Origin of the sequence: Borrelia parkeri, assembly GCF_023035815.1 — a bacterium.
Taxonomy (GTDB): domain Bacteria; phylum Spirochaetota; class Spirochaetia; order Borreliales; family Borreliaceae; genus Borrelia; species Borrelia parkeri.
The window spans coordinates 298,063-319,633 of the sequence record NZ_CP073159.1 but is presented as its reverse complement, the minus strand read 5'-3'; the positions used below and the strand labels follow the sequence as shown (position 1 = coordinate 319,633).

General features: G+C 30.3%; 24 protein-coding genes. All 24 read left to right on the top strand.

Annotation, left to right across the window (positions count from 1 at the left end):
• The first annotated feature begins 3 nt into the window (after positions 1-3).
• From bpSLO_RS01530 to bpSLO_RS01415, 24 genes are read left to right on the top strand one after another with little or no spacing between them, the layout of a single operon-like run.
• A complete protein-coding gene (locus bpSLO_RS01530; protein ID WP_025375342.1) occupies positions 4-762 on the top strand; it encodes a hypothetical protein in 759 nt (252 codons plus the stop codon).
• Between the two features lie 25 nt (positions 763-787).
• Complete coding sequence (locus bpSLO_RS01525; RefSeq protein ID WP_025375341.1) at positions 788-1,855, top strand: hypothetical protein; 1,068 nt, start codon at positions 788-790, stop codon at positions 1,853-1,855.
• A gap of 5 nt (positions 1,856-1,860) precedes the next feature.
• The gene (locus bpSLO_RS01520; protein WP_081719351.1) at positions 1,861-2,691 is read left to right on the top strand and encodes a hypothetical protein; all 831 of its coding nucleotides are present in this window, start codon (positions 1,861-1,863) and stop codon (positions 2,689-2,691) included.
• Positions 2,684-3,577 (top strand): 16S rRNA (cytosine(1402)-N(4))-methyltransferase RsmH, encoded by an 894-nt coding sequence (gene rsmH / locus bpSLO_RS01515; protein WP_025375339.1) that lies wholly within the window; start codon positions 2,684-2,686, stop codon positions 3,575-3,577. Before bpSLO_RS01520 ends, rsmH begins: the two co-directional genes overlap by 8 nt.
• Positions 3,570-3,851: a hypothetical protein gene (locus tag bpSLO_RS01510; protein ID WP_025375338.1), complete on the top strand. Its 282-nt coding sequence runs from the start codon at positions 3,570-3,572 to the stop codon at positions 3,849-3,851. The genes rsmH and bpSLO_RS01510 overlap by 8 nt, the downstream gene beginning before the upstream one ends.
• 18 nt (positions 3,852-3,869) lie before the next feature.
• Positions 3,870-5,261, top strand: coding sequence for a UDP-N-acetylmuramoyl-tripeptide--D-alanyl-D-alanine ligase (gene murF / locus bpSLO_RS01505; protein ID WP_025407448.1), 1,392 nt, complete (start codon positions 3,870-3,872; stop codon positions 5,259-5,261).
• A gap of 17 nt (positions 5,262-5,278) precedes the next feature.
• Positions 5,279-6,334 (top strand): phospho-N-acetylmuramoyl-pentapeptide-transferase, encoded by a 1,056-nt coding sequence (gene mraY / locus bpSLO_RS01500; protein ID WP_025407449.1) that lies wholly within the window; start codon positions 5,279-5,281, stop codon positions 6,332-6,334.
• Between the two features lie 16 nt (positions 6,335-6,350).
• Positions 6,351-7,445, top strand: a complete 1,095-nt coding sequence (gene ftsW / locus bpSLO_RS01495; RefSeq protein ID WP_025375335.1) for a putative lipid II flippase FtsW — start codon at positions 6,351-6,353, stop codon at positions 7,443-7,445.
• Between the two features lie 39 nt (positions 7,446-7,484).
• On the top strand, positions 7,485-8,228 hold the full coding sequence (locus bpSLO_RS01490) for a cell division protein FtsQ/DivIB (protein ID WP_025407450.1): 744 nt from the start codon (positions 7,485-7,487) through the stop codon (positions 8,226-8,228).
• Positions 8,228-9,469, top strand: coding sequence for a cell division protein FtsA (ftsA, locus tag bpSLO_RS01485; protein ID WP_025375333.1), 1,242 nt, complete (start codon positions 8,228-8,230; stop codon positions 9,467-9,469). Before bpSLO_RS01490 ends, ftsA begins: the two co-directional genes overlap by 1 nt.
• 20 nt (positions 9,470-9,489) lie before the next feature.
• Positions 9,490-10,686: a cell division protein FtsZ gene (gene ftsZ, locus bpSLO_RS01480; protein ID WP_025375332.1), complete on the top strand. Its 1,197-nt coding sequence runs from the start codon at positions 9,490-9,492 to the stop codon at positions 10,684-10,686.
• Complete coding sequence (locus bpSLO_RS01475; protein WP_025375331.1) at positions 10,687-11,376, top strand: hypothetical protein; 690 nt, start codon at positions 10,687-10,689, stop codon at positions 11,374-11,376.
• Positions 11,377-11,381: 5 nt separating this feature from the next.
• Positions 11,382-12,326, top strand: coding sequence for a DNA-processing protein DprA (gene dprA / locus bpSLO_RS01470; protein WP_025375330.1), 945 nt, complete (start codon positions 11,382-11,384; stop codon positions 12,324-12,326).
• Between the two features lie 9 nt (positions 12,327-12,335).
• A complete protein-coding gene (hslV, locus tag bpSLO_RS01465) occupies positions 12,336-12,878 on the top strand; it encodes an ATP-dependent protease subunit HslV (protein WP_025375329.1) in 543 nt (180 codons plus the stop codon).
• Positions 12,878-14,230 carry an HslU--HslV peptidase ATPase subunit gene (gene hslU / locus bpSLO_RS01460; RefSeq protein ID WP_025375328.1) on the top strand — a complete coding sequence of 451 codons (1,353 nt, stop codon included), beginning with the start codon at positions 12,878-12,880 and terminating at the stop codon, positions 14,228-14,230. Before hslV ends, hslU begins: the two co-directional genes overlap by 1 nt.
• A 33-nt stretch (positions 14,231-14,263) precedes the next feature.
• Entirely contained in the window at positions 14,264-14,671 is a 408-nt protein-coding gene (flgB, locus tag bpSLO_RS01455) for a flagellar basal body rod protein FlgB (RefSeq protein WP_025375327.1), read from the top strand.
• A gap of 25 nt (positions 14,672-14,696) precedes the next feature.
• Positions 14,697-15,155, top strand: coding sequence for a flagellar basal body rod protein FlgC (flgC, locus tag bpSLO_RS01450; protein ID WP_025375326.1), 459 nt, complete (start codon positions 14,697-14,699; stop codon positions 15,153-15,155).
• Between the two features lie 15 nt (positions 15,156-15,170).
• Positions 15,171-15,500, top strand: a complete 330-nt coding sequence (gene fliE / locus bpSLO_RS01445; RefSeq protein WP_025375325.1) for a flagellar hook-basal body complex protein FliE — start codon at positions 15,171-15,173, stop codon at positions 15,498-15,500.
• A 13-nt stretch (positions 15,501-15,513) separates the two neighbouring features.
• Positions 15,514-17,220, top strand: a complete 1,707-nt coding sequence (fliF, locus tag bpSLO_RS01440; RefSeq protein WP_025375324.1) for a flagellar basal-body MS-ring/collar protein FliF — start codon at positions 15,514-15,516, stop codon at positions 17,218-17,220.
• A gap of 15 nt (positions 17,221-17,235) precedes the next feature.
• Complete coding sequence (fliG, locus tag bpSLO_RS01435; protein WP_025407451.1) at positions 17,236-18,276, top strand: flagellar motor switch protein FliG; 1,041 nt, start codon at positions 17,236-17,238, stop codon at positions 18,274-18,276.
• A 14-nt stretch (positions 18,277-18,290) separates the two neighbouring features.
• Entirely contained in the window at positions 18,291-19,211 is a 921-nt protein-coding gene (gene fliH / locus bpSLO_RS01430) for a flagellar assembly protein FliH (RefSeq protein WP_025375322.1), read from the top strand.
• Between the two features lie 16 nt (positions 19,212-19,227).
• Entirely contained in the window at positions 19,228-20,535 is a 1,308-nt protein-coding gene (locus bpSLO_RS01425) for a FliI/YscN family ATPase (RefSeq protein WP_025407452.1), read from the top strand.
• Entirely contained in the window at positions 20,532-20,960 is a 429-nt protein-coding gene (locus bpSLO_RS01420) for a flagellar protein FlbA (protein ID WP_025407453.1), read from the top strand. Before bpSLO_RS01425 ends, bpSLO_RS01420 begins: the two co-directional genes overlap by 4 nt.
• Positions 20,957-21,571, top strand: coding sequence for a periplasmic-type flagellar collar protein FlbB (locus bpSLO_RS01415; RefSeq protein WP_025375319.1), 615 nt, complete (start codon positions 20,957-20,959; stop codon positions 21,569-21,571). The genes bpSLO_RS01420 and bpSLO_RS01415 overlap by 4 nt, the downstream gene beginning before the upstream one ends.

Below are 21,571 nucleotides of genomic sequence, written 5' to 3'. Positions count from 1 at the left end.
TTTATGGATTTAGTGCATAATGAAAATTATCAAAAAATTTTGTTTATTGATGATCTTATTTTGCAAACTTTAAAAGACATAAAAGACATCAAGAAATCCGGTAAGCTTGCACTGGATTCGGGAGTAACGGTTAATTTTATTAACTTAAATTTAAATGTTTTAAGTTATATTGCATCATTAAATTATTTTTACACAAAGCCTAGATTAAAAGTTAACTATGATTTTCGAGTAAATCTTTTTAGTTTGATTTCTGATTTTTCGTTGTTTATAAGTCCTGTTTTACTTATTTCTTTTGGCGAACTTATGGATAATAAGTCTGTGCTTAATTTAAATCCTGAAGAACGATTTTTGATTATTAGAAAGTTAGGATATCTTATTGATTTGGGAATGTATTTTAGCAAAGGTGATTCTAAAGCGATTTTCTTTTTAGAAGATATATATCTTAAATTTATTGTTTTGGTTAAAAATTTTATTGATTTTAAGAATTTGTCAAAAAATTTAGTTATTGATAGTCCTTTTTATAAGGTTCAATTAGCTCATCTTATTAAATCTTTAGATCTCCTAGAGGAAGGAGCATTTTTGTTAAGATCAAGATATGAAGTAAATGGGGCTTATGGACTCTCAGAACAGATTTTAGGTTATATTCAGGCCGGAAAAACTTTAGCTACTGTTACTTCTCAGAAAGCGATAGCTGAGAAGTTTGCAAAATTTTATGAAGTTTGGTCTGTTAAATTTCAGTCAGATTTGAGCAGGAGTAGGTGATTTTGAGGGGAGGATTTTAATAGGTGTGAATCTTTGTAAAGAAAATTCAACTCGATTTAGAAGAATCAAAAATTTTTTGTTATCAATTTTCTTATTGATATTTATAGTATTAGTTGATTCTATCTTGAAATCAACAATTGATATTTCAATCTTTTATAAGTTTAGTCACTTTAAGAAGTCTGATAATTTGGTTGATATTGTTCCAATGCGTAATGTTTTTATTAATGATCAAATTTTGAATTTAGATCTCAATAAATATGATTATCATATTGTAAGTGATCGTTTAGTAAGTTTTTCAGACTATTATTATGTGCTTAATAGGTTTAAAGATAATTATTCTGTATTTTCTAGGAAGACAGATAAATTTTTGTTTGCTTTGGCATATAAGGATTTTGTTTTTACAAAAGATAATGTTGTTTTTGCTTTAAATAATTTACATAAGGCTTTAGAAGTTTATGGGGCAGATGGAAGTAGAATTTTGTCTTTCAAGTTTATAGCTTCAATATTAAGTATTGATTATAATGATGATGTTTTGGCTTTAGGACTCTCTGATGGCAAAACTTATGTGTATAAACGTGGAAAAATGGTTTATGGTGGTGATTTATTAGGTGTTGGTTTGCCGATTATATGTCTTAAATTAAGCTTAAATAATAAATATTTATGTATTTTAAGAGGAAATGAGGAATTCTCTATAGAGGTTTTTAACTTAGAGGATGGATATAATCAGTTTTTATATTTGAAAAATTTAAAGATTAAAGATTTTAATCCTTTTTTTAAGATTGATAAATTTTATAATTTGTTTGTTGAGACTGCAAATTCATTTTTAATACTTAATATTAATAGTGGTAAAACTTTTAAAGTTGATAATAAAAATTCTGTTTTAAAAGCCTCTTATGATCCTTTTTCTAGAGTGTATAGGATATATTTTTATGATTTGAGTGGTAGTATAATCAATATAAGGACTTATTCTGTAGATTCTTATAATTTATTTGATAATATCTTTTTTAAAGATAAGGTGAATTCATATGTTGAATTTGATGAAGGAATTTTATATTTTAATGATGATAGTGATTTAAAGTATTTAGGGTTGTAATTGTGATGATAATTGCTTTTCTTTTTTTCTTTAATTTTTTTAATTTGTATGCGTTTTTGGAGTTTGGAAAAGATGAGAAGTTTGATTTGGTAAGTGATTTTGGAGAATTGAGAGATGATACTTTAAGTATTGGTATAAAATTAAGAGCTTTAGATACACACTTTTCTATTTTTTCAAATAATTATAAGATTTTGTATTCCAAGAATAAGGTTAGTGAATATGATGGAAGCATTTTGATCATTGTTGATAAAGATTTGGGTTTTAATTTGGAATTTTTTGGTGATTTTATATACAAGAATGAGAAAATCTTTTTAAAGAATGATAATAAAGTTTTTGATGTAGTGGTTGTTGATCATTATAGTGGGCATATAATTAATCCTTTATTTGTGATAAAGAATAGAAATAATTTAAATATCAATTCTTCCTTTTTATTAGGTAATATCCTTTTAAAAGGTAAGGATGATACAATGTTTGAGTTAAAGGAGGATATTGATTTAGATTTAGAATTTGGTGATTATGGTCTTGTTTTAAATTTTTTGAAAAAAGAGATTGGTGTTACAAAAGCTATTCATGGTATTTACTATTTTGAAGTGTTTTTAAATAATAACAGTATTTTTCGTGCTGATTTTCAGAGCATATCTTTAAACGGTAATTCATATGTTGTTTTTGAGAATAAGGATTATAAATTAGATCGTTTTAATATAAAAAGAGATAATGGAAATATTGAGATAAATAATCTTGAGTTTACCAGCGGTCATAACGAAATTAAGATCAAATATGGAGATGTTTATAATACCGAAAATAGTTTAACTTATAGGTTTACACTCAATGGGTAATATTTTTCATATACCTGTATTTCTTGATGAAATTATTAATCTTTTAGAGGCATCAAATATAAGTGATAGGTTTGTTTTTGTTGATTGTACTCTTGGGGAAGGTGGGCACTCAAGTGCAGTTCTTAAGAAGTATCAAAACATAAATGTGATTGGGATTGAGAGGGATGACATTGTTTTAAATAGGGCAAAAGAGTCTCTTATAGAATTTAAAGAAAGAGTTTCATATTTTAATGATTGGTTTGATGATTTCTTTAGTGAATATCCTTTAAGTAGTAAAATCAATTTTATTTTAGCTGATCTTGGTATTTCCATGTTTCATTACAAAATGAGTGGTAGGGGATTTTCTTTTTTTGAAGATGAAAGATTAGATATGAGGCTGAATCCTGGTGCTGGAGGTCTTAGTGCTTATGATATTGTCAATAATTTTGACAAAAAAAGACTTGAAAATTTAATCTATGAATTAAGTGGTGAACGTTATTCTAGAAGAATTGTTAAATCTATCTTAGAACATAGAAAAATTAAGAAAATAGAAACCTCAAGAGAGCTGCAGAACATAGTTAGCAAAGCCTATCCTAGGATAAAGCTTAAAATAAATCCGGCAACTAAAACTTTTCAAGCGTTAAGAATTTATGTTAATGATGAGCTTTTTCGTTTAAAGAAAAGCTTGCCATTATGGGTAGAAAGCTTATCAAAGAATGGCGTCTTGGCTATTGTTACATTTCATTCATTGGAAGATAAAATTGTAAAAGAGTTTTTTAAAGGTTTAAGTAAAGAACAATATTGTATACTTACTAAAAAGCCTATAATTCCAAGCTTTGAAGAAAAGAGATTTAATAATGCATCAAGAAGTGCTAAGCTTAGAGTCATAAAAAAATTATATGAGTAAAATGGGAAAAATTGAAGTTAGATTATACTTTTTATTGATTCTGATATTGACAATTGTAATATGCTTAAATATTTATCTTAATTTTAGATATGTTGTAAAGTTGCGTGAGTTTGAAGATTTAAATAATGAACAAAGTAATATTATTGATGAAAATCTTAGGTTGTTAACCATAATATATGAACTTCAAAGTATTGATAGGATAGAAGAGCTTAGTAAAGATTATTTGAATTTAGAAAAAAAGGATAATAAGGATATAAATGTTATTAAACGATAGAATCTATGAGGGTTTTTGATGCATATAAAAATTGAAGACATTTTAGATTCTCTAAAGGATATTAAATTTGTTGGTTATGCAAGTAGTATGCAAAAGATTGTATCATTTTATTCGCTTGACAGTCGTGAAATAAATGCTAAAAATAGTAGTGCTAGTCTTTATTTTGCATATAAAGGTGATAGGGTGGATGGATTTTCTTTTGTCGAATATTTAATTGATATTGGTGTTCAATGTTTTGTGTGCTCTAAAGATTGTGAGAGTTTGTGTGTTGAGTATTTAAACAGAGATAAGAATTTGGTTTTTTTGCTTACTAGTAATGTAATTATTTTCCTTCAAAACTTAGCAGCACATTTTATTACAAGAGCAAGTTTTAAGAGGATAGCTATTACTGGTAGTAATGGAAAGACTACAACAAAAGAGATGCTTTACAGCATATTGTCAGAGAGATATAAAACTTGCAAGACTTGGGGAAATTTAAATTCTGATATTGGGTTGCCTTTGAGTATTTTGAGAACTGAGGGAGATGAGGAGTATGCTGTTTTTGAAGTGGGGATTAGCTATATTGGAGAGATGAACCTCCTTGCTGAAATATTAAATCCCGAAATTGTTGTTGTAACAAATATAAGTTATGCTCATATGCAAGCTTTTGAAGATCTAGAGATTGTTACTGCTGAGAAGGGTAAAATCATTACTAAGAGTACTCAGATAGTAATTTTAAATGAGAGTTGTCCTTATCATTTACATTTAAGAGTAATAGCTAAGTCTATTAATCCAGGGATTAATATTTTTTATTTTGATTTTCATAGTCTTCAAATCAGATCATTTACATTTTTAAATGATAAATTTTTTTATGATTTTACTTATAAAGGGTTTGATTATTCTATTTTATTACCCGGTCAGCATAATATTTTCAATGCAATATCTTGCATTAATTTAGCTTTGTTGCTTGGACTGAGTGAAAATGAGATTCGTAATGGTTTATTGCATGCTGATTTTCAAAAAGGTAGGGCAGAGCTTTTAAGAGTAAAAAATTATTTGGTTTTGAATGATTCTTATAATGGTAATTTAGGTTCATTTATGGCGTTAAAGGAGATGATTTTGGGTCTTGAGATAAAGGGTAAAAAAATTATTATTCTTGGTGCTTTTAAAGAACTTGGAAAGTTTGCGTATGAGGCACATAAAACAGCGATTAGTGAAGTTGTTTTGATGAATTTTGATAAAGGTTTTTTAATTGGTGAAGAATTTCAAGAAGTAAAAAAAATTGAAAACTTAACCTTAGATAATTTATTTTATTTTAGTGATTTTGAAAATTTTATTGATTATTTTGTGAAAAATTTGGAATCTGAGTGTTTTATTGCTATTAAAGGGTCAAGATCAAATAGACTTGAAAGGGTTCTTGATTATCTTTAAGGACTAATGGGGGGAATATGTTTTGTCTTTTAGGACTTAGATTGTTAAAATATATTACTTTTAGAACCGCTTATGCTACTATTTTTGCATTTTTGCTTGCATTAATTTTTGGTCCATTTATTATTTTAAGACTTAAAAAACTAAAACTAGATCAAATCTTAAGAAAGGATGGACCAAAGCGTCATTTAAGTGAGAAGATAGGAATTCCTACTATGGGAGGTATTCTTATTTTTTTTTGTGTTTTAGTTTCTTTATTTTTCTGGATTAATTTTTGGAATATTTACTTTTTAATTATACTTTTTGTCATGGTTAGTTTTGCTTGCTTAGGATTTGTGGATGATTTGCTAAAAATAAAGAGAAAAAATTCAGATGGGCTTAATCCTCGATTTAAGATTTATGGGCAAATATTGTTTTCTTGTATTTCAGTTACTATTCTTTATTGTTTTGGTGATGAGCATGTTAGTATAATTTATTTCCCTTTTTTTAAGTCTCTTAAATTAGATTTGGGGATGTTATATATTCCATTTGGGATGTTTATTTTAATATCTGCGTCTAATTCTTTTAATTTGACAGATGGACTTGATGGACTTGCTATTGGACTTAGTATTGTTGTAACAGGAGCTCTAGTGATAATTGCATATCTTACAAGTAGAGTAGATTTTGCATCTTATTTAAATATTCCAAATATTAAAGGTGCTGAAGAACTTGTAGTATTCCTTGGAGCTTTACTTGGCGGTAGTTTTGGATTTTTGTGGTTTAATGCGTATCCTGCTAAAATAATGATGGGTGATACTGGTAGTCTTTCAATCGGGGCGGTTCTTGGGATGACAGCTTTAATCTTAAAGAGTGAGATTCTTTTTGCAATTCTTGCAGGAGTTTTTGTGGTTGAGACTTTATCTGTAATTATTCAAGTAATAGTTTATAAGCATACTAAGAAAAGGGTTTTTAAAATGGCACCACTTCATCATCATTTTGAGGAGCTTGGTTGGTCTGAAATGCAGGTTGTTATTAGATTTTGGATAATAGGTTTAATATTTGCTATAATTGCTTTAAGCACTCTTAAGATTAGATGAGTTTAAATTGATATTTATGTTTGTAGAGAGAAACTCTCTTAGAAAATGTTATTTACTTGTTTTATGGTCGCTTATTGCTTATGGTCTTGTTGTATTTTATACATCTTCATTTTTTTTAAGTCTAGAACTTACAGGGGACCCTAATTTTTTATTCTTAATGCGTCTTAAATATCTTTTTTTAAGTTTTATTGTATTTTTTGTCTTTGAAAGAATTTCTTTAGATTTTTTAAAAAAAATTGTTTCTATTATATTGCTTGTAACCTTTACATTAGTTTTGGCAACTTTTTTTTCCCCTAGTGTTTCAGGAACACAAAGGTGGATATTTTTAAAAGGCATTAGTATTCAGCCTTCAGAGATTTTCAAGGTATCTTTTACGATTTATCTTGCGAGTTATTTGAGTAGATTTAGATTAAAGTCAGATAATAATATTTCTTATTGGCTAAAGCCAATGTTAATTTTTAGTATTTTTTGGTTGCTCATAATTTTACAAAATGATTATTCAACGGCTATTTATTTTGCTATGCTTTTCTTTGTTGTTTTATTTGTTTCTGGAATGTCATTGGGATATGTTTTTGCTATTTTATTTACTTTTGTTCCAATTGCTATGCTTTTTTTAATATTTGAACCTTACAGGGTTGCTAGAATTTTTGCATTTTTAAATCCTTATGAAGATCCTTTGGGAAGAGGATATCAAATAATTGCATCACTTAATGCTTTTAAGAGTGGTGGTCTTGGGGGAAGGGGGCTTGGAATGGGCGAGGTAAAGCTTGGCAGACTTCCAGAGGCTAATTCTGATTTTATTTTTTCTGTGCTTGGAGAGGAATTAGGATTTTTTGGGATTTGTCTTGCTATTTTATTATTTTTTTTATTGTTCTATTTTGGGTATTTTGTTGCTCTTTTTGCTAAAACCAGATTTAGATTTTTTATTGCGTTTATTGCAAGTCTTACAATTTTTCTTCAAAGCATCATGAATATTTTAATTGCAATTGGTCTTTTGCCTCCCACAGGTATAAATTTACCATTTTTTTCATCAGGTGGTTCTTCTATTGTTGTTACAATGGCTCTTTCTGGACTTATTGCAAATGTTTCTAGAGATGTTGAAGATGAATAATTTGAAGTTTTATCAAAATGATAATTTAATCTTAATTTTATGTTGATTTATAGAAAATTTTTGATTATATATATTTATGTAGTAATTTCTCTTATACTACTTGAGATTATTTTTATTATTTTTATTTCCCCTTATTTTTTAATCAGATACATTAGTTTTAATGATAGTATTCATATTTCTAAGGAAGAGATATTGAGTATTTCAGGAATTAAGCCTAATACTTATTATTATGATGCTGATATTAGTGCTTATGAGAAAAATATTATGAGAGATCTAAGGGTAAAGAATGTGACGGTAAAACTTAAGTTTCCTAATACAATTAGCATTAATATTGAGAGAAGAGTTCCTATCGTTACTGCTTATGAGAATGTTGATGGCAGCTTTATTTACTATTTTATTGCTTCAGACGGTTTAATTTTGGAAAAGTGTAAAGATTTAATTTATGATTTACCTATAGTTAGTGGATTAAATTTAAATGGCAATGAAGTTGGTGATTTTTTAGAAGATAGAATGCTTGCTATTATAAAGAACCTTAACTATGTTAAAATAAATCAAAATACTTTGTATAATTTAATATCGGAAATTAATTTTTTGAAGTTGAATTTTTATGATTACAAGATTTTTTTGTATATAAAAAATATATATAATAAGATATTAATAACAACGGATATGGATTTAATAAGTGTAATGCATAAGGTATTCATGATATCTGATTTGCTTAAGGGAAGGTCTGATACTGTTGATTTAAGAAGCGGTAATATCATTTTGTTAGGAGAAGATTAGTGTCTAGGGATTTGATAGTAGGATTAGATATTGGAACTTCAAAGATTTGTACTGTTGTAGCTGAGGTAAACTTGAATAATCAGTTGGAAATAGTTGGAATAGGCACTAGTGTATCAAGAGGTGTGAGGAAAGGTGTTCTTATAAATATTGAAGCTGCACTTGATTCAATTTCTAGTTCCATTGAAGCTGCTGAACTTATTTCTGGGTGTGATATTGCAGCTCTTTCTGTATCTATGTCAGGTAGTAGTATTGAGGGTACTAATTCTCGTGGGGTTGTTGCAATAAATTCAAAAACCAGGGAGATTGATAATGAAGATGTTGAGCGTGTTATTGAAGCTGCTAAGGCAATTGTGATTCCGATGGATAGAGAAATTTTACATGTGATTCCTCAGGAATTTATTGTGGATGGAATTCCTCATATAAAAAATCCAATAGATATGATGGGAATTCGCCTTGAGGGTGAAGTGCATATTATTACTGGCTCTAGTTCTTCAAGTCAGAATTTAGTTAGGTGTGTGAATCGTGCTGGGTTTTCTGTTGATGAAATTGTGCTTGGAAGTTTGGCCTCATCTTATGCTACTTTATCTAAGGAAGAGAGAGAAATGGGAGTTTTGTTTGTTGACATGGGTAAAGGTACAACAGATATAATTCTTTATGTTGATGGCTCTCCTTATTATACTGGAGTAATTCCTATAGGTGCAAATAGAGTTACTCTTGATATTGCACAAGTGTGGAAAGTACCTGAAGATATTGCTGAGAATATTAAAATAACGGCTGGTGTTGCTCATATTTCTGCTCTTGAGAGTCAAGTGGAAAGTGTTATTATTCCTAATCTTGGAACCAGGCCGCCTCAAGAGAAAAGTCGAAAAGAATTGGCTATAATAATTAATTCAAGATTAAGTGAGATTTTTGAGATGATAAAAGCTGAAATAATGAAAAGAGGGCTTTATAATAAGATTAATGGAGGAATTGTTTTAACTGGAGGAGGCTCTTTGTTTCCCGGTATTTCTAATTTAACAGAAGAAATATTTAAATATCCATCAAGAATAGGATTCCCAATGAATATTAATGGGGTTGGAGAGGAGTATATTGGTCCTAAATTTTCCTCAGCTCTTGGTCTTGTTCTTTATAAGCATGAACAGCAAAAATTCAATAAATTAAAGAAGGGAAATAATAAATCTAAGAGACAAAGTAAAATATCTTCAAAATTGAAAGGTTGGTTTTTGAAGGAGTGGTTTTGACCAGTCATGGAGGAAGTTTAATGAAAGATTATAATATTATTGATAGTCATTCAAAAAGGTTTGATTCTGCTACAAATCCTACGGTTCTTAAAGTAATTGGTGCAGGCGGTGGCGGTAGCAACGCTGTCAATCGTATGATTGAATATGGAGTAAGAGATGTTGAGTTTATTGTAGCAAATACTGATCTTCAAGCTCTTCAAACTTCTATTGCTCCAATAAAGATTGCGCTTGGTGCTAAAGTTACTTCAGGTCTTGGGGCTGGTGGGAGGCCTGAGATTGGACAAGCTGCTGCAGAAGAAGATATTGATATTATTAAAAATCATCTAGCAGGTGCTGACATGGTATTTATTACTGCTGGAATGGGCGGAGGAACTGGAACAGGAGCTGCACCTGTTATTGCTCAAGTGGCTAAAGAACTTGGAATTTTAACTGTTGGGGTCGTTACTAAGCCTTTCAAATTTGAAGGCCCTAAGAAGATGCGGCTTGCTGAACAGGGAATAAATAATTTAAGAAAATCTGTTGATACTTTAATCATTATTCCAAATCAAAAACTTTTAACTGTTGTTGATAAGCGAACTACTATTAAGGATGCCTTCAAAAGGGCTGATGATGTCTTAAGGATGGGTGTGCAGGGGATTGCAGGTCTTATTATTGAGCATGGAGAAGTTAATATTGATTTTGCTGATGTTAAGAGCATTATGCAAGGACAAGGGGATGCTTTGATGGGTATTGGTTATGGTAAGGGTGAGAATAGGGCTGTTGATGCGGCTACTTCTGCTATTAGTAATCCTTTGCTTGAGGAGGTTAGAATAGAAGGATCTAAAGGGCTTCTTGTTAATATAACCGGAGGTGAAGATTTTTCATTGCTTGAGCTTGAAGAGATTATGGGGATTATTACAGCTAGTGTTGATGATGAGGCTACCGTAATATATGGGCATGCAATTAATTCAAATCTTGATGATGAGATTTATGTTACAGTTGTTGCTACTGGTTTTTCTTCTAAAAAACAGAAAGATTTATCTGGTGCTGTTGAAAATAATACTTTAAGTTCAAAAGAATTTGATAGTTTGATGTCAGGTAGTCAAGATGCTTTAGGAAGTGTTTATGAGGCAAATGATAATTTTATAGCAAAGTCAAAAAATGTTAATTATTTTGAAGATGATATTGATGTTCCTACATTTCTTAGAAATTTAAATAAAAAAAATAGCGATAATTGAATGAAAAGATGGATACCAATATTTTTGTTTTTAGTTATTTCTTGTGGAGATGAATCTAAGGAAAAAGTAAATCTTGGACTTAGAATAAGAGAAATAGAGATAGCAGGTGGTGGTTCATTAGAAAAAATTGAAGTTTATAAGGAATTTGTTGATAAAGAAGAGCAAAATATTTTAAAAATAATAAATTCAATTGATAAAAAGGCTAGATTTTTTAGTTTGATTGGACTTGAGCTTATTAGGCTTGGTCAATATGGACCTGCTATTGAGTATTTTAATAAAAATTTGGAATATGGTCCTGATAATCATTTATCTCATTTTTATATAGGAGTTTCTTCTTATAATTTAGCTAAGGGGATTGAAACCAGAGAAAAGGTTCGTGAATATTTTATTCTTGCTGAAGATTCTTTTTTAAAATCAATCTCTATTAAAGATGATTTTAAAGAGGCGATTTTTGCTCTCTCTACTATGTATGTTTATGACCTTGATAAACAGTTGGAAGCTAAAGGATATTTAAGTAGACTTGAGTCTATGGGAGAGGATTATTTTGAATTTTTTATGCTGAGGGGTGCAAACTATTATTCTCTTGGTGATTTTGATAATGCTTTGTTGTTTTACAAAAAGGCGAAGGATAAAGCTTTAACCCAAGAGCAAATAGATGGAGTTGATAGAATAATGAATAATTTTAAGTAACTTTTATGTTTAAATTGCTTTATGTTGATAATTTAAGATTTTTAAAGGGTGAAGAGAAACTTAGAATTTTTAATAATTTTGATTTAAGTTGTCTTTTTAAATTAAGTTTAAGAGATATTTCTAATTATTTATCTAGAGTTTTTAGGAGAGATTATAAGCTTCCAGATTTAAAATTAATAGAGATGCAACAAAAAATTATTAATAAAACAAGTACAAGAATTGCTGTTCTTGGGTCTAAGGAATATCCTTTAAAGCTTAAGAGAATCTATAATCCTCCGTTTGCCATTTATTATAAAGGTAATCTTCCAGATTCTAATTCTTTGTCTTGGGCTGTTGTTGGTTCAAGACAAATCAGTAGAGTGTTGGCAGATAAAGTTAAAGAGTTGTCGTCTCATCTTGCTAAGAATCATGTGGAAATAATATCTGGATTTGCAATAGGAGCTGATATTGCAGCGCATCTTGGTGCAATAAATGAGAAAAAAAGAACATATGCAGTTATTGCAACAGATATTGATAATATTTATCCAAAGCAAAATAGAAAATATGTTGCTAGCCTTTTAGAAAATGGTGGAGGTGTTCTTACTGAAACTTTGCCTTATGAGAAGATACAAAATTATTTTTTTGCAAAGAGAAATAGAATAGTAGCTGGTCTTTCAGATGTTGTTTTTATTACTTGTGCACCAAGGAAATCAGGGGCTTTAATTACTGCTGAGCTTGGACTTGATTTGGGTCTTGATGTTTATGTTTATAATATTGATTATTCTGGTGATGGTTCTAGAATTTTATATGATTCTGGAGCTCAAGAGATAAAATCGGTGTCAGATCTTTATAAGATACTAAATATTCAGTATAATGAGCCTGAAATTAGTGATGACTCAAAGGACTGTTGTATATGCAAAGATACATCAAGTATGCTTATTAATGAGTTATTGAATGAAATATCTAAATAGGGGGACATCATGAATTTTAAAGGAACTACAGTTATTGCAATAAGAAGGGGTGGGAAGACTGTAGTAGCAGCAGATGGACAAGTGACTTTTGGATATACTGTTTTAAAGTCCAATGCTATTAAAATAAGAAAGTTGTTTAATGGAAAAATTTTAGCAGGATTTGCAGGTTCAACTTCTGATGCTATTACTCTTTTTGAGAAGTTTGAAGAAAAGGTTAAAGCTAGAGAAGATGGTATTATTGATATTAAGAGAGCTGCTGTAGAGCTTGCAAAAGATTGGAGGTCTGACAAAATACTTCATAAACTTGAAGCAATGATGCTCGTAGCTGATTCTGAAAATATTTTGTTAATTTCAGGTACTGGAGATGTTGTTGAGCCTGAAGAAGATGTGATTTCAATTGGTAGTGGAGGAAATTATGCATATTCAGCGGCACTTGCTTATATGGAAAATAAAAAATTAAGTGCTGCTGATATTGCTTTTAAGTCTTTAAAGGTAGCAGCAAGAGTTTGTATATATACAAACTCAAATATCGTGCTTGAGGAGATTAGTTGATGGATAAGACTGAAAATCAAAATATAGTGCCTAAAGAGATTGTTGCAGAACTAGATAAATATATAATAGGACAAGTTGAGGCTAAGAAATTGGTTTCAATTGCTCTTGTTAATAGATATATAAGATCTAAGCTTCCCAAGGAAATAAGAGATGATGTCATTCCTAAAAACATTATTATGGTTGGTTCAACTGGAATTGGTAAAACTGAGATTGCAAGAAGGCTTTCAAAGTTTATTAAGGCTCCTTTTATTAAAGTTGAAGCTACAAAATATACCGAGGTAGGTTATGTGGGTCGTGATGTTGAGTCTATGATTCGTGATTTAATGAGTATTGCGGTGAATATGGTAAGGGAAGAGATGTATGATTCTGTTCGCGAAGAGGCAAGTAAGCGTGCTGAAGAGAGAATAATTGACAAACTGTTGAAAACTTCTGAGGGTTCTGAGAATGATAATACAAGTGAAGAAGAAAGAAAAATTCGTGATAAATTAAGAAATAAGTTTAGGAAACAATTAAGAAGTGGGGATATTGATGATAATCTTATTGATATTTATGTTTCAGGAAAAATGCCCGTTTCTACTATCGAAATATTTTCTGGTAGTAATTTCGAAGAGATTGATATGAGTATTGGAGGATTGATTAATAATATATTTGATAGGAAGAAAAGACGGGAATTAAAAATAAAAAAAGCTAGGGAGATAATTATATCTGAAGAGCTTGAAAAATTAGTGGATCATGAGAATATTGTAGAGGTTGCCAAATCAAGAGTTGAGAATATGGGAATTGTTTTTATTGATGAGATCGATAAGATAGTTACTAAAAATAGAACCGGAAATGATATATCTAGAGAAGGTGTTCAGAGAGATATTTTGCCAATTGTTGAAGGATCTAAGGTTAATACAAAATATGGGATAGTGGATACTTCTCATATATTGTTCATTGCTGCAGGTGCTTTTAATTTATCGAAGCCATCCGATTTAATACCAGAACTGCAAGGTAGATTTCCAATTAAGGTTGAACTTAAAAGTTTAAGTGTGAATGATTTCAAAAATATTTTAAAACACACTAAAAACTCTTTAATAAAACAGTACATTGCAATGTTTAAGATTTATAATTTGACTTTAACATTTAGTGAAGAAGCGATTGATAGAATAGCTGAACTTGCTTTTGATATGAATTATGAAGGAGAGAATCTTGGAGCAAGAAGGTTGCATGGAGTTATGGAAAAGATTCTTGCCGATCTTTTTTTTGAAGCACCCGGTAGCAAGTTAAAAAAATTTGAAATAAACTTGGACTATGTTAATGAAAAAATAAAAATTAACGAACAAAAAGACTTAAATTATTATATAATATAGTAAAAAGTATTTTGTGATATAGAGGGTGTGAGCTTGAATATTTTTGATAGGTCAATTGATTTAGCACATAGGTATTTGGATGTTCTTAGTTTGAGACAAAGTGTTATAGCTGATAATGTTGCAAATGTAGATACTCCAAATTTTAAGAGAAGTAAGGTCACTTTTGAGTCTGAGTTTGAACGAGCAATTTCCAATGAAGGAGCAAGCAATTTATCTTTAATAAGGGGTAATGGTAAGCATTTGGATGGTTTTAAAGAGTTGGGATATTTAGATGTTAAACCTCTCAGAATGCTTGATTATCTCTCTACTCTCAATAATAATGGTAATAATGTTGATATTGATTCTGAGATGAAAAATCTTGCTCAGAATCAAATGATGTATAGTTTGTTTACAAATATTCAAGCCCATCATTTTAAAAGTGTAAATATTGTAATAAAATAAGTTATAACCTCAAGGAATATTATATATGGGATTATTTTCAAGTATTAATACTGCTTCAACGGGTTTGACAGCTCAAAGATTGAGACTAGATGTTATTGCAAATAATATTGCTAATGTGGAGACTACTAGAACTTCTGAAGGGGGCTCTTATAGAAGACAGAGAATAATTTTTTCTCCAAGGGTTGTAAGTCCGTATTGGAAGGGTCCTTTTGTTCCTGATTATCTTGATAATGGAGTTGGTCAGGGTGTAAGGGTTGCTGGTATTGAGAAAGACAAGTCCCCTTTGAAATTAAAGTATGATCCAACTCATCCTGATGCAATAAAATCTGGTGAGCGAAAGGGTTATGTGGAGTTTCCTAATGTGAATGCAGTTGAAGAGATGGTGGATATGATATCTGCTTCTCGTGCTTATGAAGCAAATTCTACTGTCATTAATAGTAGTAAAGCAATGTTTAGGAGTGCATTATCAATACTGCAGAATTAAGGAGGTTTGTGAGCAATGGAAGTAGATTCTTTTTTTACAGATAATAATGTTTATTTAGTTCGTAAAAATCCTTTGCATTTTGATAAAAGTTTTTCTGTTTTTGACGTTAAACGTGAGGTAAAGGCAGAATCTTTCAAAGATTTTTTCTTTAATTTAATATCTGATGTGAATAATAGCCAATTGGATGTGTCTAGAATGTCTCAACAAGCTATTTTGCAACCAAATAGTGTCGATGTGCATGATATTACAATAGCAATGGCTAAAGCTAATATGAATTTAAGTATTACAAAAGCTGTTGTTGAGAGAAGCATAAAGGCTTATCAAGATGTAATTAATATTCGTTAAGGAGCTATGCAGTTTGAGCAATTTTATTACTAAGTTTTTTGCATCAGTAAATAAAAATTTCAACAAGGCCAGTATGGTTCAAAAAGTGGCTTTTGGTGTTATTGCTTTATTCATAATTTTAGCATTTATTTTTTTAATAGGATTTTCTACTAAAAAACAAGGTGTTGCTCTTTTTGGTGTTGGTATTAAGGATCAGTACTTGTTAGATAGAATAGTGCAAAGATTGGATAGAGAAAGTGTTGAATATATTATTACTGCTGATGGAAAAATTTACTTAAGTGATGAAAATGTGTCAAAAAAAATGAGATCAATTCTTGTAAGAGAAGAGCTTGTTCCTGTGCATATGGATCCTTGGTCTCTTTTTGATATTGATAGATGGACTATTACGGATTTTGAGAGAAATGTTAATCTTAGAAGATCAATTACAAGAGCTGTTGAACAGCATATTGTTGCTCTTGATGATGTTGATGCTGTTAGTATTAATCTTGTGATGCCAGAAAAGGCTCTTTTTAAAGAATCACAGGAAGCAGTTAAAGCATCTGTTAGAATAACTCCTAAGCCTGGTTCTGATATCGTGACTAATCGTAAAAAGGTGGAAGGACTTGTTAAGCTGATTCAATATGCTATTGAGGGTCTTGAATCGGATAATATTGCTATTGTTGATAATAAAGGGACTATTTTAAATGATTTTTCTAATTTAGATGGCATTGATAGGATTGATTTGGCTGAAAAGGAAAGAAAGCTTAAATTAAAATATGAATCTATGCTGCGAGATGAAATTGATTCTGCTTTAAGTAAGGTTTTGTCTGTTGATAGGTTTATGATTGCAAGAGTTAATGTGACACTTGATACTTCTCGTCAAACTACGGAATCTAAAGAGTATGCTCCTATTGAGATTGAGCCCCAGGATCCAAAAGTTTCTTATAACACAAGAAAAGTTAGTGATTCTACATTGCTTTCTTCCCAAGTGCATAAAAGAGAATACGAAGGGCAAGGTTATAGTCCATGGGGGCCACCTGGTCAAGAAGGTAATACTCCTCCTGAATACCGAGATTTGAGTGATATTATCGGTAAGTCAAATGAGTTGAAAGAAATAAAAAATGTTGCTCTTAATGAGAAAAAATCTTTAAACGAAAAGGAGCCTGCTAGGATTGCAGGGATTTCTCTTGGTATTTTTATAGATGGTGTTTGGGATTTTGTTTATGATGAGTCTGGAAATTTTATTATAGAAAATGGCATGCGTAAAAGGGAATATAAGCCTATTTCTGATGAAGCTTTAAAAAATATTACAGATGTTTTGCAGAGTTCTTTTGAGTATAAGCCGGAGAGGGGGGATTCAATTGCCATTAGGAATGTTGCCTTTGATCGAGTGAATGAATTTAGAAAGATAGATGAAGATTATTTTTCAGCTGAAAAATTTAAGTTTCTTATTTTTACATTAAGTATAATATTTGCATTGTTGATATTAGTATTTACAGTATTTTTCATTGTGTCTAGAGAACTTGAGAGAAGAAGACGCCTGAGAGAAGAAGAGTTTTCAAGACAAGCACATTTAAGACGCCAGCAAGCATTAATGGATAGCGATGATATTGGTGTTGATGATGTTGTTGGTGGGATTAGAGAAGAGGATGAACTTCAAAGTAATGCTGAACTTTTAGCTAGAGAGAAACCAGAAGATGTTGCTAAGCTTATTAGAACATGGATTGTGAAGAATGTATAAAGGGTAATAATTTATATGGAAGAGCAAAAAGAAAAAGAAAAAGAGATGTTAGGTGTTTCTACTTTAACGGGAAAACAGAAAGCCGCTATTTTGTTAGTTTCAATAGGTTCTGAAATTTCATCTAAAATATTTAAATATTTATCTCAAGAGGAGATAGAATCTTTAACTTTTGAAATAGCAAGACTTGATGTTGTTACTTCTGATCTTAAAGATAGTGTTCTCTTAGAATTTAAAGAGTTAATGATGGCTCAAGAGTTTATTCAAAAGGGTGGAATAGATTATGCTAGGGAGCTTCTTGAGAAATCCCTTGGTACTCAAAAAGCAGTAGATATTATTAATAATTTAGGTTCTGCTTTGCAATCAAGGCCTTTTGAATTTGTTAGAAGAGCAGATCCTGCTAATATTTTAAACTTTATTCAACAAGAACATCCACAGACAATTGCTTTAATACTTTCGTATCTTGATCCTCAAAAGGCTTCATTTATTCTCTCTAGCCTTCCTACTGAAATTCAGACTAATGTTGCAAGGAGAATTGCATTGATGGATAGAACTTCTCCTGAAGTGGTAAGAGAAGTTGAGAGAGTTCTTGAGAAAAAGTTAGCTTCTTTATCTTCAGAGGATTATACTTCAGCTGGAGGCGTTGATAATGTTGTTGAAATAATTAACATGGCCGATCGAAAGACAGAGAAATTTATTATTGAATCCCTTGAAGAAGAGGATCCTGAACTTGCAGAGGAAATTAAAAAGAAAATGTTTGTATTTGAAGATATTGTTCTTCTTGATGATAGATCAATACAGAGAATTTTAAGAGAAATAGATGGTCAGGAGTTAGCAAAAGCTTTAAAATCAGTTGATGCACCTGTTCAAGATAAGATTTTTAAAAATATGTCTAAGAGAGCTGCTGGAATGCTTAAGGAAGATATGGAATTTTTGGGGCCTACTAGACGTAAGGATGTTGAGGAAGCTCAGCAAAAAATTGTTTCTCTTATTAGAAAATTAGAAGAACAGGGTGAAATAGTAATCTCAAGGGGTGGTGAAGAAGATGTACTTGTCTGAAGAAGGAGTTGTATTTGCCTAAGGTTTTATATAAATCAAAAGAAGTTGTAAATGCAGTAAAGTTAGAGTTTGTTGAGATTACAAATCCTATTTTTAAATCGTTGGAAATTAAGAGGCAAGAAAATGAACTTTGTGACATAGATAGTCGTAGTATTAAGCTTCGCAATGAACTTGAAGACTTAATGAGTCAAAGATCAAAGCTTCAAGAAGAAATTGAACGTGAACATGAGCTTGCTAAAAAGGAAATAGATGCTGAATGTTCTAAGCTTCTTGAAGAAGCTAAAGAACAGGCTAACAAAATAGTAAGTTTGGCTAGTGAGAGAGCTGAAGCTTTGCAAAAGGAAGCTGAGAACAAAAAAGGGGCGATTGAGCAAGAGTCTAATTTAGAAATTGAAAAAATAGTTAGGGAACATGAAGAGCGATTAAAAAGGGAACTTGAAACGGAAATGGCAAGAGGAAGAAATGAAGGGTATGATGCAGGGTTTAATAAGGGATGTGAAGATTGTGATAAAATATTAGGAAAGTTAAATAGCATAATATCTTCTTTGGTTGCAAAGAGAAAGGAGATTCTTGAATCTTCAGGGGAACACATAATGAATCTTGTTATGCAGATTGCAGTTAAGGTAGTTAAAAAAATTATAGATTCTCAGAAAGGTGTTGTCATAGAAAATGTAAATGAGGCTTTAAAAAAAGTAAAAAGCAAAACAAATATTGTTATTCGTGTTAATCTTGATGATATAGATGTTGTGAGTCATCAAAAACATGAGTTTATTTCTAAATTTGATTTTATAAAAAATCTAGAAGTTGTTGAAGACGTTAATATAGGAAAGGGTGGGTGTATTATTGAGACTGATTTTGGGGAAATAGATGCACGAATTTCATCTCAACTGGATAGAATAGAGGAGAAATTTAAAAATTTTTCTTCTATATTTTAGGGATTAAGGAATGTTGATGGACATCTTTTTTGAAGGTTATTCAAAAATATTGGATGATGTTGAGCCTATATCTCTTATTGGTAAAGTAAGGAAGATTAAAGGACTCTTAGTAGAAAGTTTGGGTCCAAAATGTGGTATTGGTGATTTATGTTTAATTGAACAGAGAAGTGGTAAGAAAATATATGCTGAAGTTTTAGGTTTAAATGGATCTTTTGTTAACCTTATGGCTTATGAAGGATTTGATGGAATTGAGATTGGCGATAAAGTTTGCTCTTTAGGTAAAAAGCTTCAGATTAATCTTAGCGATGAATTACTTGGTAGGGTGATTGATTCTCTTGGTAGACCTATTGATAATAAGGGGCAGTTTTTTGGTAATTCTTATAAAGAATTAAGTTTTAGTAATATTAATCCTTTAAGTAGAGGTGTTTTTTCTGAGCAAATAGTTACTGGTATTAAAGTCCTTGATGGGTTTTTACCAGTTGCAAAAGGACAACGTGTAGGTATTTTCTCAGGTGCGGGTGTTGGTAAGTCTACTTTGCTTGGTATGATTGCTAAAAATTCTAAGGCAGATGTTAATGTTATTGCATTTATTGGAGAGAGAGGCCGTGAGCTTAATGAGTTTATTAAATATGATCTTGGAGAAGAATGCTTTAAGAGAAGTGTTTTGATTGTTTCAACCTCTGATGCATCCCCTATCGCAAGATATAAAGGGGCTTATACTGCAACATTAATAGCTGAATATTTTAGAGAGTGTGGGATGGATGTTATGTTGCTGTTTGATTCAATTACAAGATTTGCAAATGCTAAAAGGGAAATTAGTCTTTCTATGGGAGAGCCACCTGCTACTAAAGGATATCCTCCTTCTGTTTTTGTAGAGATTCCTATTTTGCTTGAGCGTTCAGGACTTAATTCTAAAGGTAGTATTACAGGGTTTTATACTGTGCTTGTTGAGGGTGATGATTTTACAGAACCAATAGCTGATAATATGAAAGCTGTTTTAGATGGACACATTATTTTGGATAGAGATTTATCTGATAGAGGAATTTATCCTTCTGTAAATATTTTAAGTTCTACTTCAAGATCTCTTCATAGAATAGTAAATTTTGAAAAACAAAAATTGATATCTAAAATTAGGAATTTATTATCAATTTATAAAAGTTATGAAGATTTAATTAAGACGGGAATTTATATGAAAGGTTCTAATAAAGAAGTTGATTTGGCAGTTGCAAAATATCCAAAGATTATTGATTTTTTGTCTCAAGGAATACAAGAGGAATATGATTTTGAAAATTTGGATAGTGAATTGAGAGAAATATTAGCTTGAATGATTTAATTTTTAAGAAAAAAATTTTTGAAAAAATATTGAGTATTAGGACTTATGATAGGAAGTCTAGCGAAAACGATTTAGTGAATGTAAATAATAAGATTTCAAAAATAGAAGAATTTTTAGAAGAAATGTTTGAAGGTTTAAACAAATTAAACAATATGGATGTTTTTTCGAAAGGAAATTATTTGGATTATTTGACTTATAGAAAAGGGAAAGAGTTGAAAAAGCTTGAAAAACTTAAGCATGATTATTATAAGTATTATGATATTTATTTGAAAAAATATGGAGAAGAAAAAAAGGTTGACATATTAATAAAAACTTTAAATGATACTATAATTAAAGAAAAAGTAAAAAGCGAAAGCTTGTTTTTAGATGAATATGTTAATTATAGAATTTGTAAAAAATTAGGGAATAATCAATGAATGATTTCTTGTCATTTTTACTTAGATTTTTTTTGTGGTTATTTTTAGTTATTTTTTTCTTAGTGTTTTCATTTTTTTTGGTTGATTTATTTGGCATCTATCAAACTAGAGATTATTTGCCTGTGTATATCAGGGCTTTATTTTTTAAGGGAGATTCTCAGCCACCTGAATATACACATATTAGTCTTGAAGAGATTAGAATGATAAAGGAAAAAGAGGCGATTTATATTAAAGGTCAGCAAGTTGAAAAATTTAGAGAAGAATTGAAAAAGAGAGAAGATAGTTTGAATAAATTAGAAGCCGAACTTAATCAAAAGCAAAAAGATTTAGATCTGAAACAGAAAGTAATCGATGATATTGTCAATAAATATAAAGATGAAGATGCAAATTTTGCTCAGGCTGCTTTATATTTAATTAATATGCCCCCAAAGGATGCTGTTAAGAGACTTGAAGAACTTAATGATGAGATTGCGATATCTTATATGCGTAAGGTGGAAGATATTGCTAAAAAAGAGGGACGGGCGTCTATTGTTCCTTATTGGTTGTCTCTTATGGATTCTAAAAAGGCCGCTGTACTAATTAGAAAAATGTCTGTTAGTTCATTGGAGTGA

What these genes read in the sequence shown, in the direction of transcription:
- bpSLO_RS01490 (WP_025407450.1), top strand. Translation starts at nt 7,485, where the DNA reads ATGTTGATTTATAGAAAATTTTTGATTATATATATTTATGTAGTAATT.
- bpSLO_RS01510 (WP_025375338.1), top strand. Translation starts at nt 3,570, where the DNA reads ATGAGTAAAATGGGAAAAATTGAAGTTAGATTATACTTTTTATTGATT.
- hslV (WP_025375329.1), top strand. Translation starts at nt 12,336, where the DNA reads ATGAATTTTAAAGGAACTACAGTTATTGCAATAAGAAGGGGTGGGAAG.
- murF (WP_025407448.1), top strand. Translation starts at nt 3,870, where the DNA reads ATGCATATAAAAATTGAAGACATTTTAGATTCTCTAAAGGATATTAAA.
- ftsZ (WP_025375332.1), top strand. Translation starts at nt 9,490, where the DNA reads ATGAAAGATTATAATATTATTGATAGTCATTCAAAAAGGTTTGATTCT.
- mraY (WP_025407449.1), top strand. Translation starts at nt 5,279, where the DNA reads ATGTTTTGTCTTTTAGGACTTAGATTGTTAAAATATATTACTTTTAGA.
- flgC (WP_025375326.1), top strand. Translation starts at nt 14,697, where the DNA reads ATGGGATTATTTTCAAGTATTAATACTGCTTCAACGGGTTTGACAGCT.
- fliG (WP_025407451.1), top strand. Translation starts at nt 17,236, where the DNA reads ATGGAAGAGCAAAAAGAAAAAGAAAAAGAGATGTTAGGTGTTTCTACT.
- bpSLO_RS01415 (WP_025375319.1), top strand. Translation starts at nt 20,957, where the DNA reads ATGAATGATTTCTTGTCATTTTTACTTAGATTTTTTTTGTGGTTATTT.
- bpSLO_RS01475 (WP_025375331.1), top strand. Translation starts at nt 10,687, where the DNA reads ATGAAAAGATGGATACCAATATTTTTGTTTTTAGTTATTTCTTGTGGA.
- bpSLO_RS01520 (WP_081719351.1), top strand. Translation starts at nt 1,861, where the DNA reads ATGATAATTGCTTTTCTTTTTTTCTTTAATTTTTTTAATTTGTATGCG.
- ftsW (WP_025375335.1), top strand. Translation starts at nt 6,351, where the DNA reads ATGTTTGTAGAGAGAAACTCTCTTAGAAAATGTTATTTACTTGTTTTA.
- hslU (WP_025375328.1), top strand. Translation starts at nt 12,878, where the DNA reads ATGGATAAGACTGAAAATCAAAATATAGTGCCTAAAGAGATTGTTGCA.
- bpSLO_RS01530 (WP_025375342.1), top strand. Translation starts at nt 4, where the DNA reads ATGGATTTAGTGCATAATGAAAATTATCAAAAAATTTTGTTTATTGAT.
- rsmH (WP_025375339.1), top strand. Translation starts at nt 2,684, where the DNA reads ATGGGTAATATTTTTCATATACCTGTATTTCTTGATGAAATTATTAAT.
- bpSLO_RS01425 (WP_025407452.1), top strand. Translation starts at nt 19,228, where the DNA reads ATGGACATCTTTTTTGAAGGTTATTCAAAAATATTGGATGATGTTGAG.
- dprA (WP_025375330.1), top strand. Translation starts at nt 11,382, where the DNA reads ATGTTTAAATTGCTTTATGTTGATAATTTAAGATTTTTAAAGGGTGAA.
- fliE (WP_025375325.1), top strand. Translation starts at nt 15,171, where the DNA reads ATGGAAGTAGATTCTTTTTTTACAGATAATAATGTTTATTTAGTTCGT.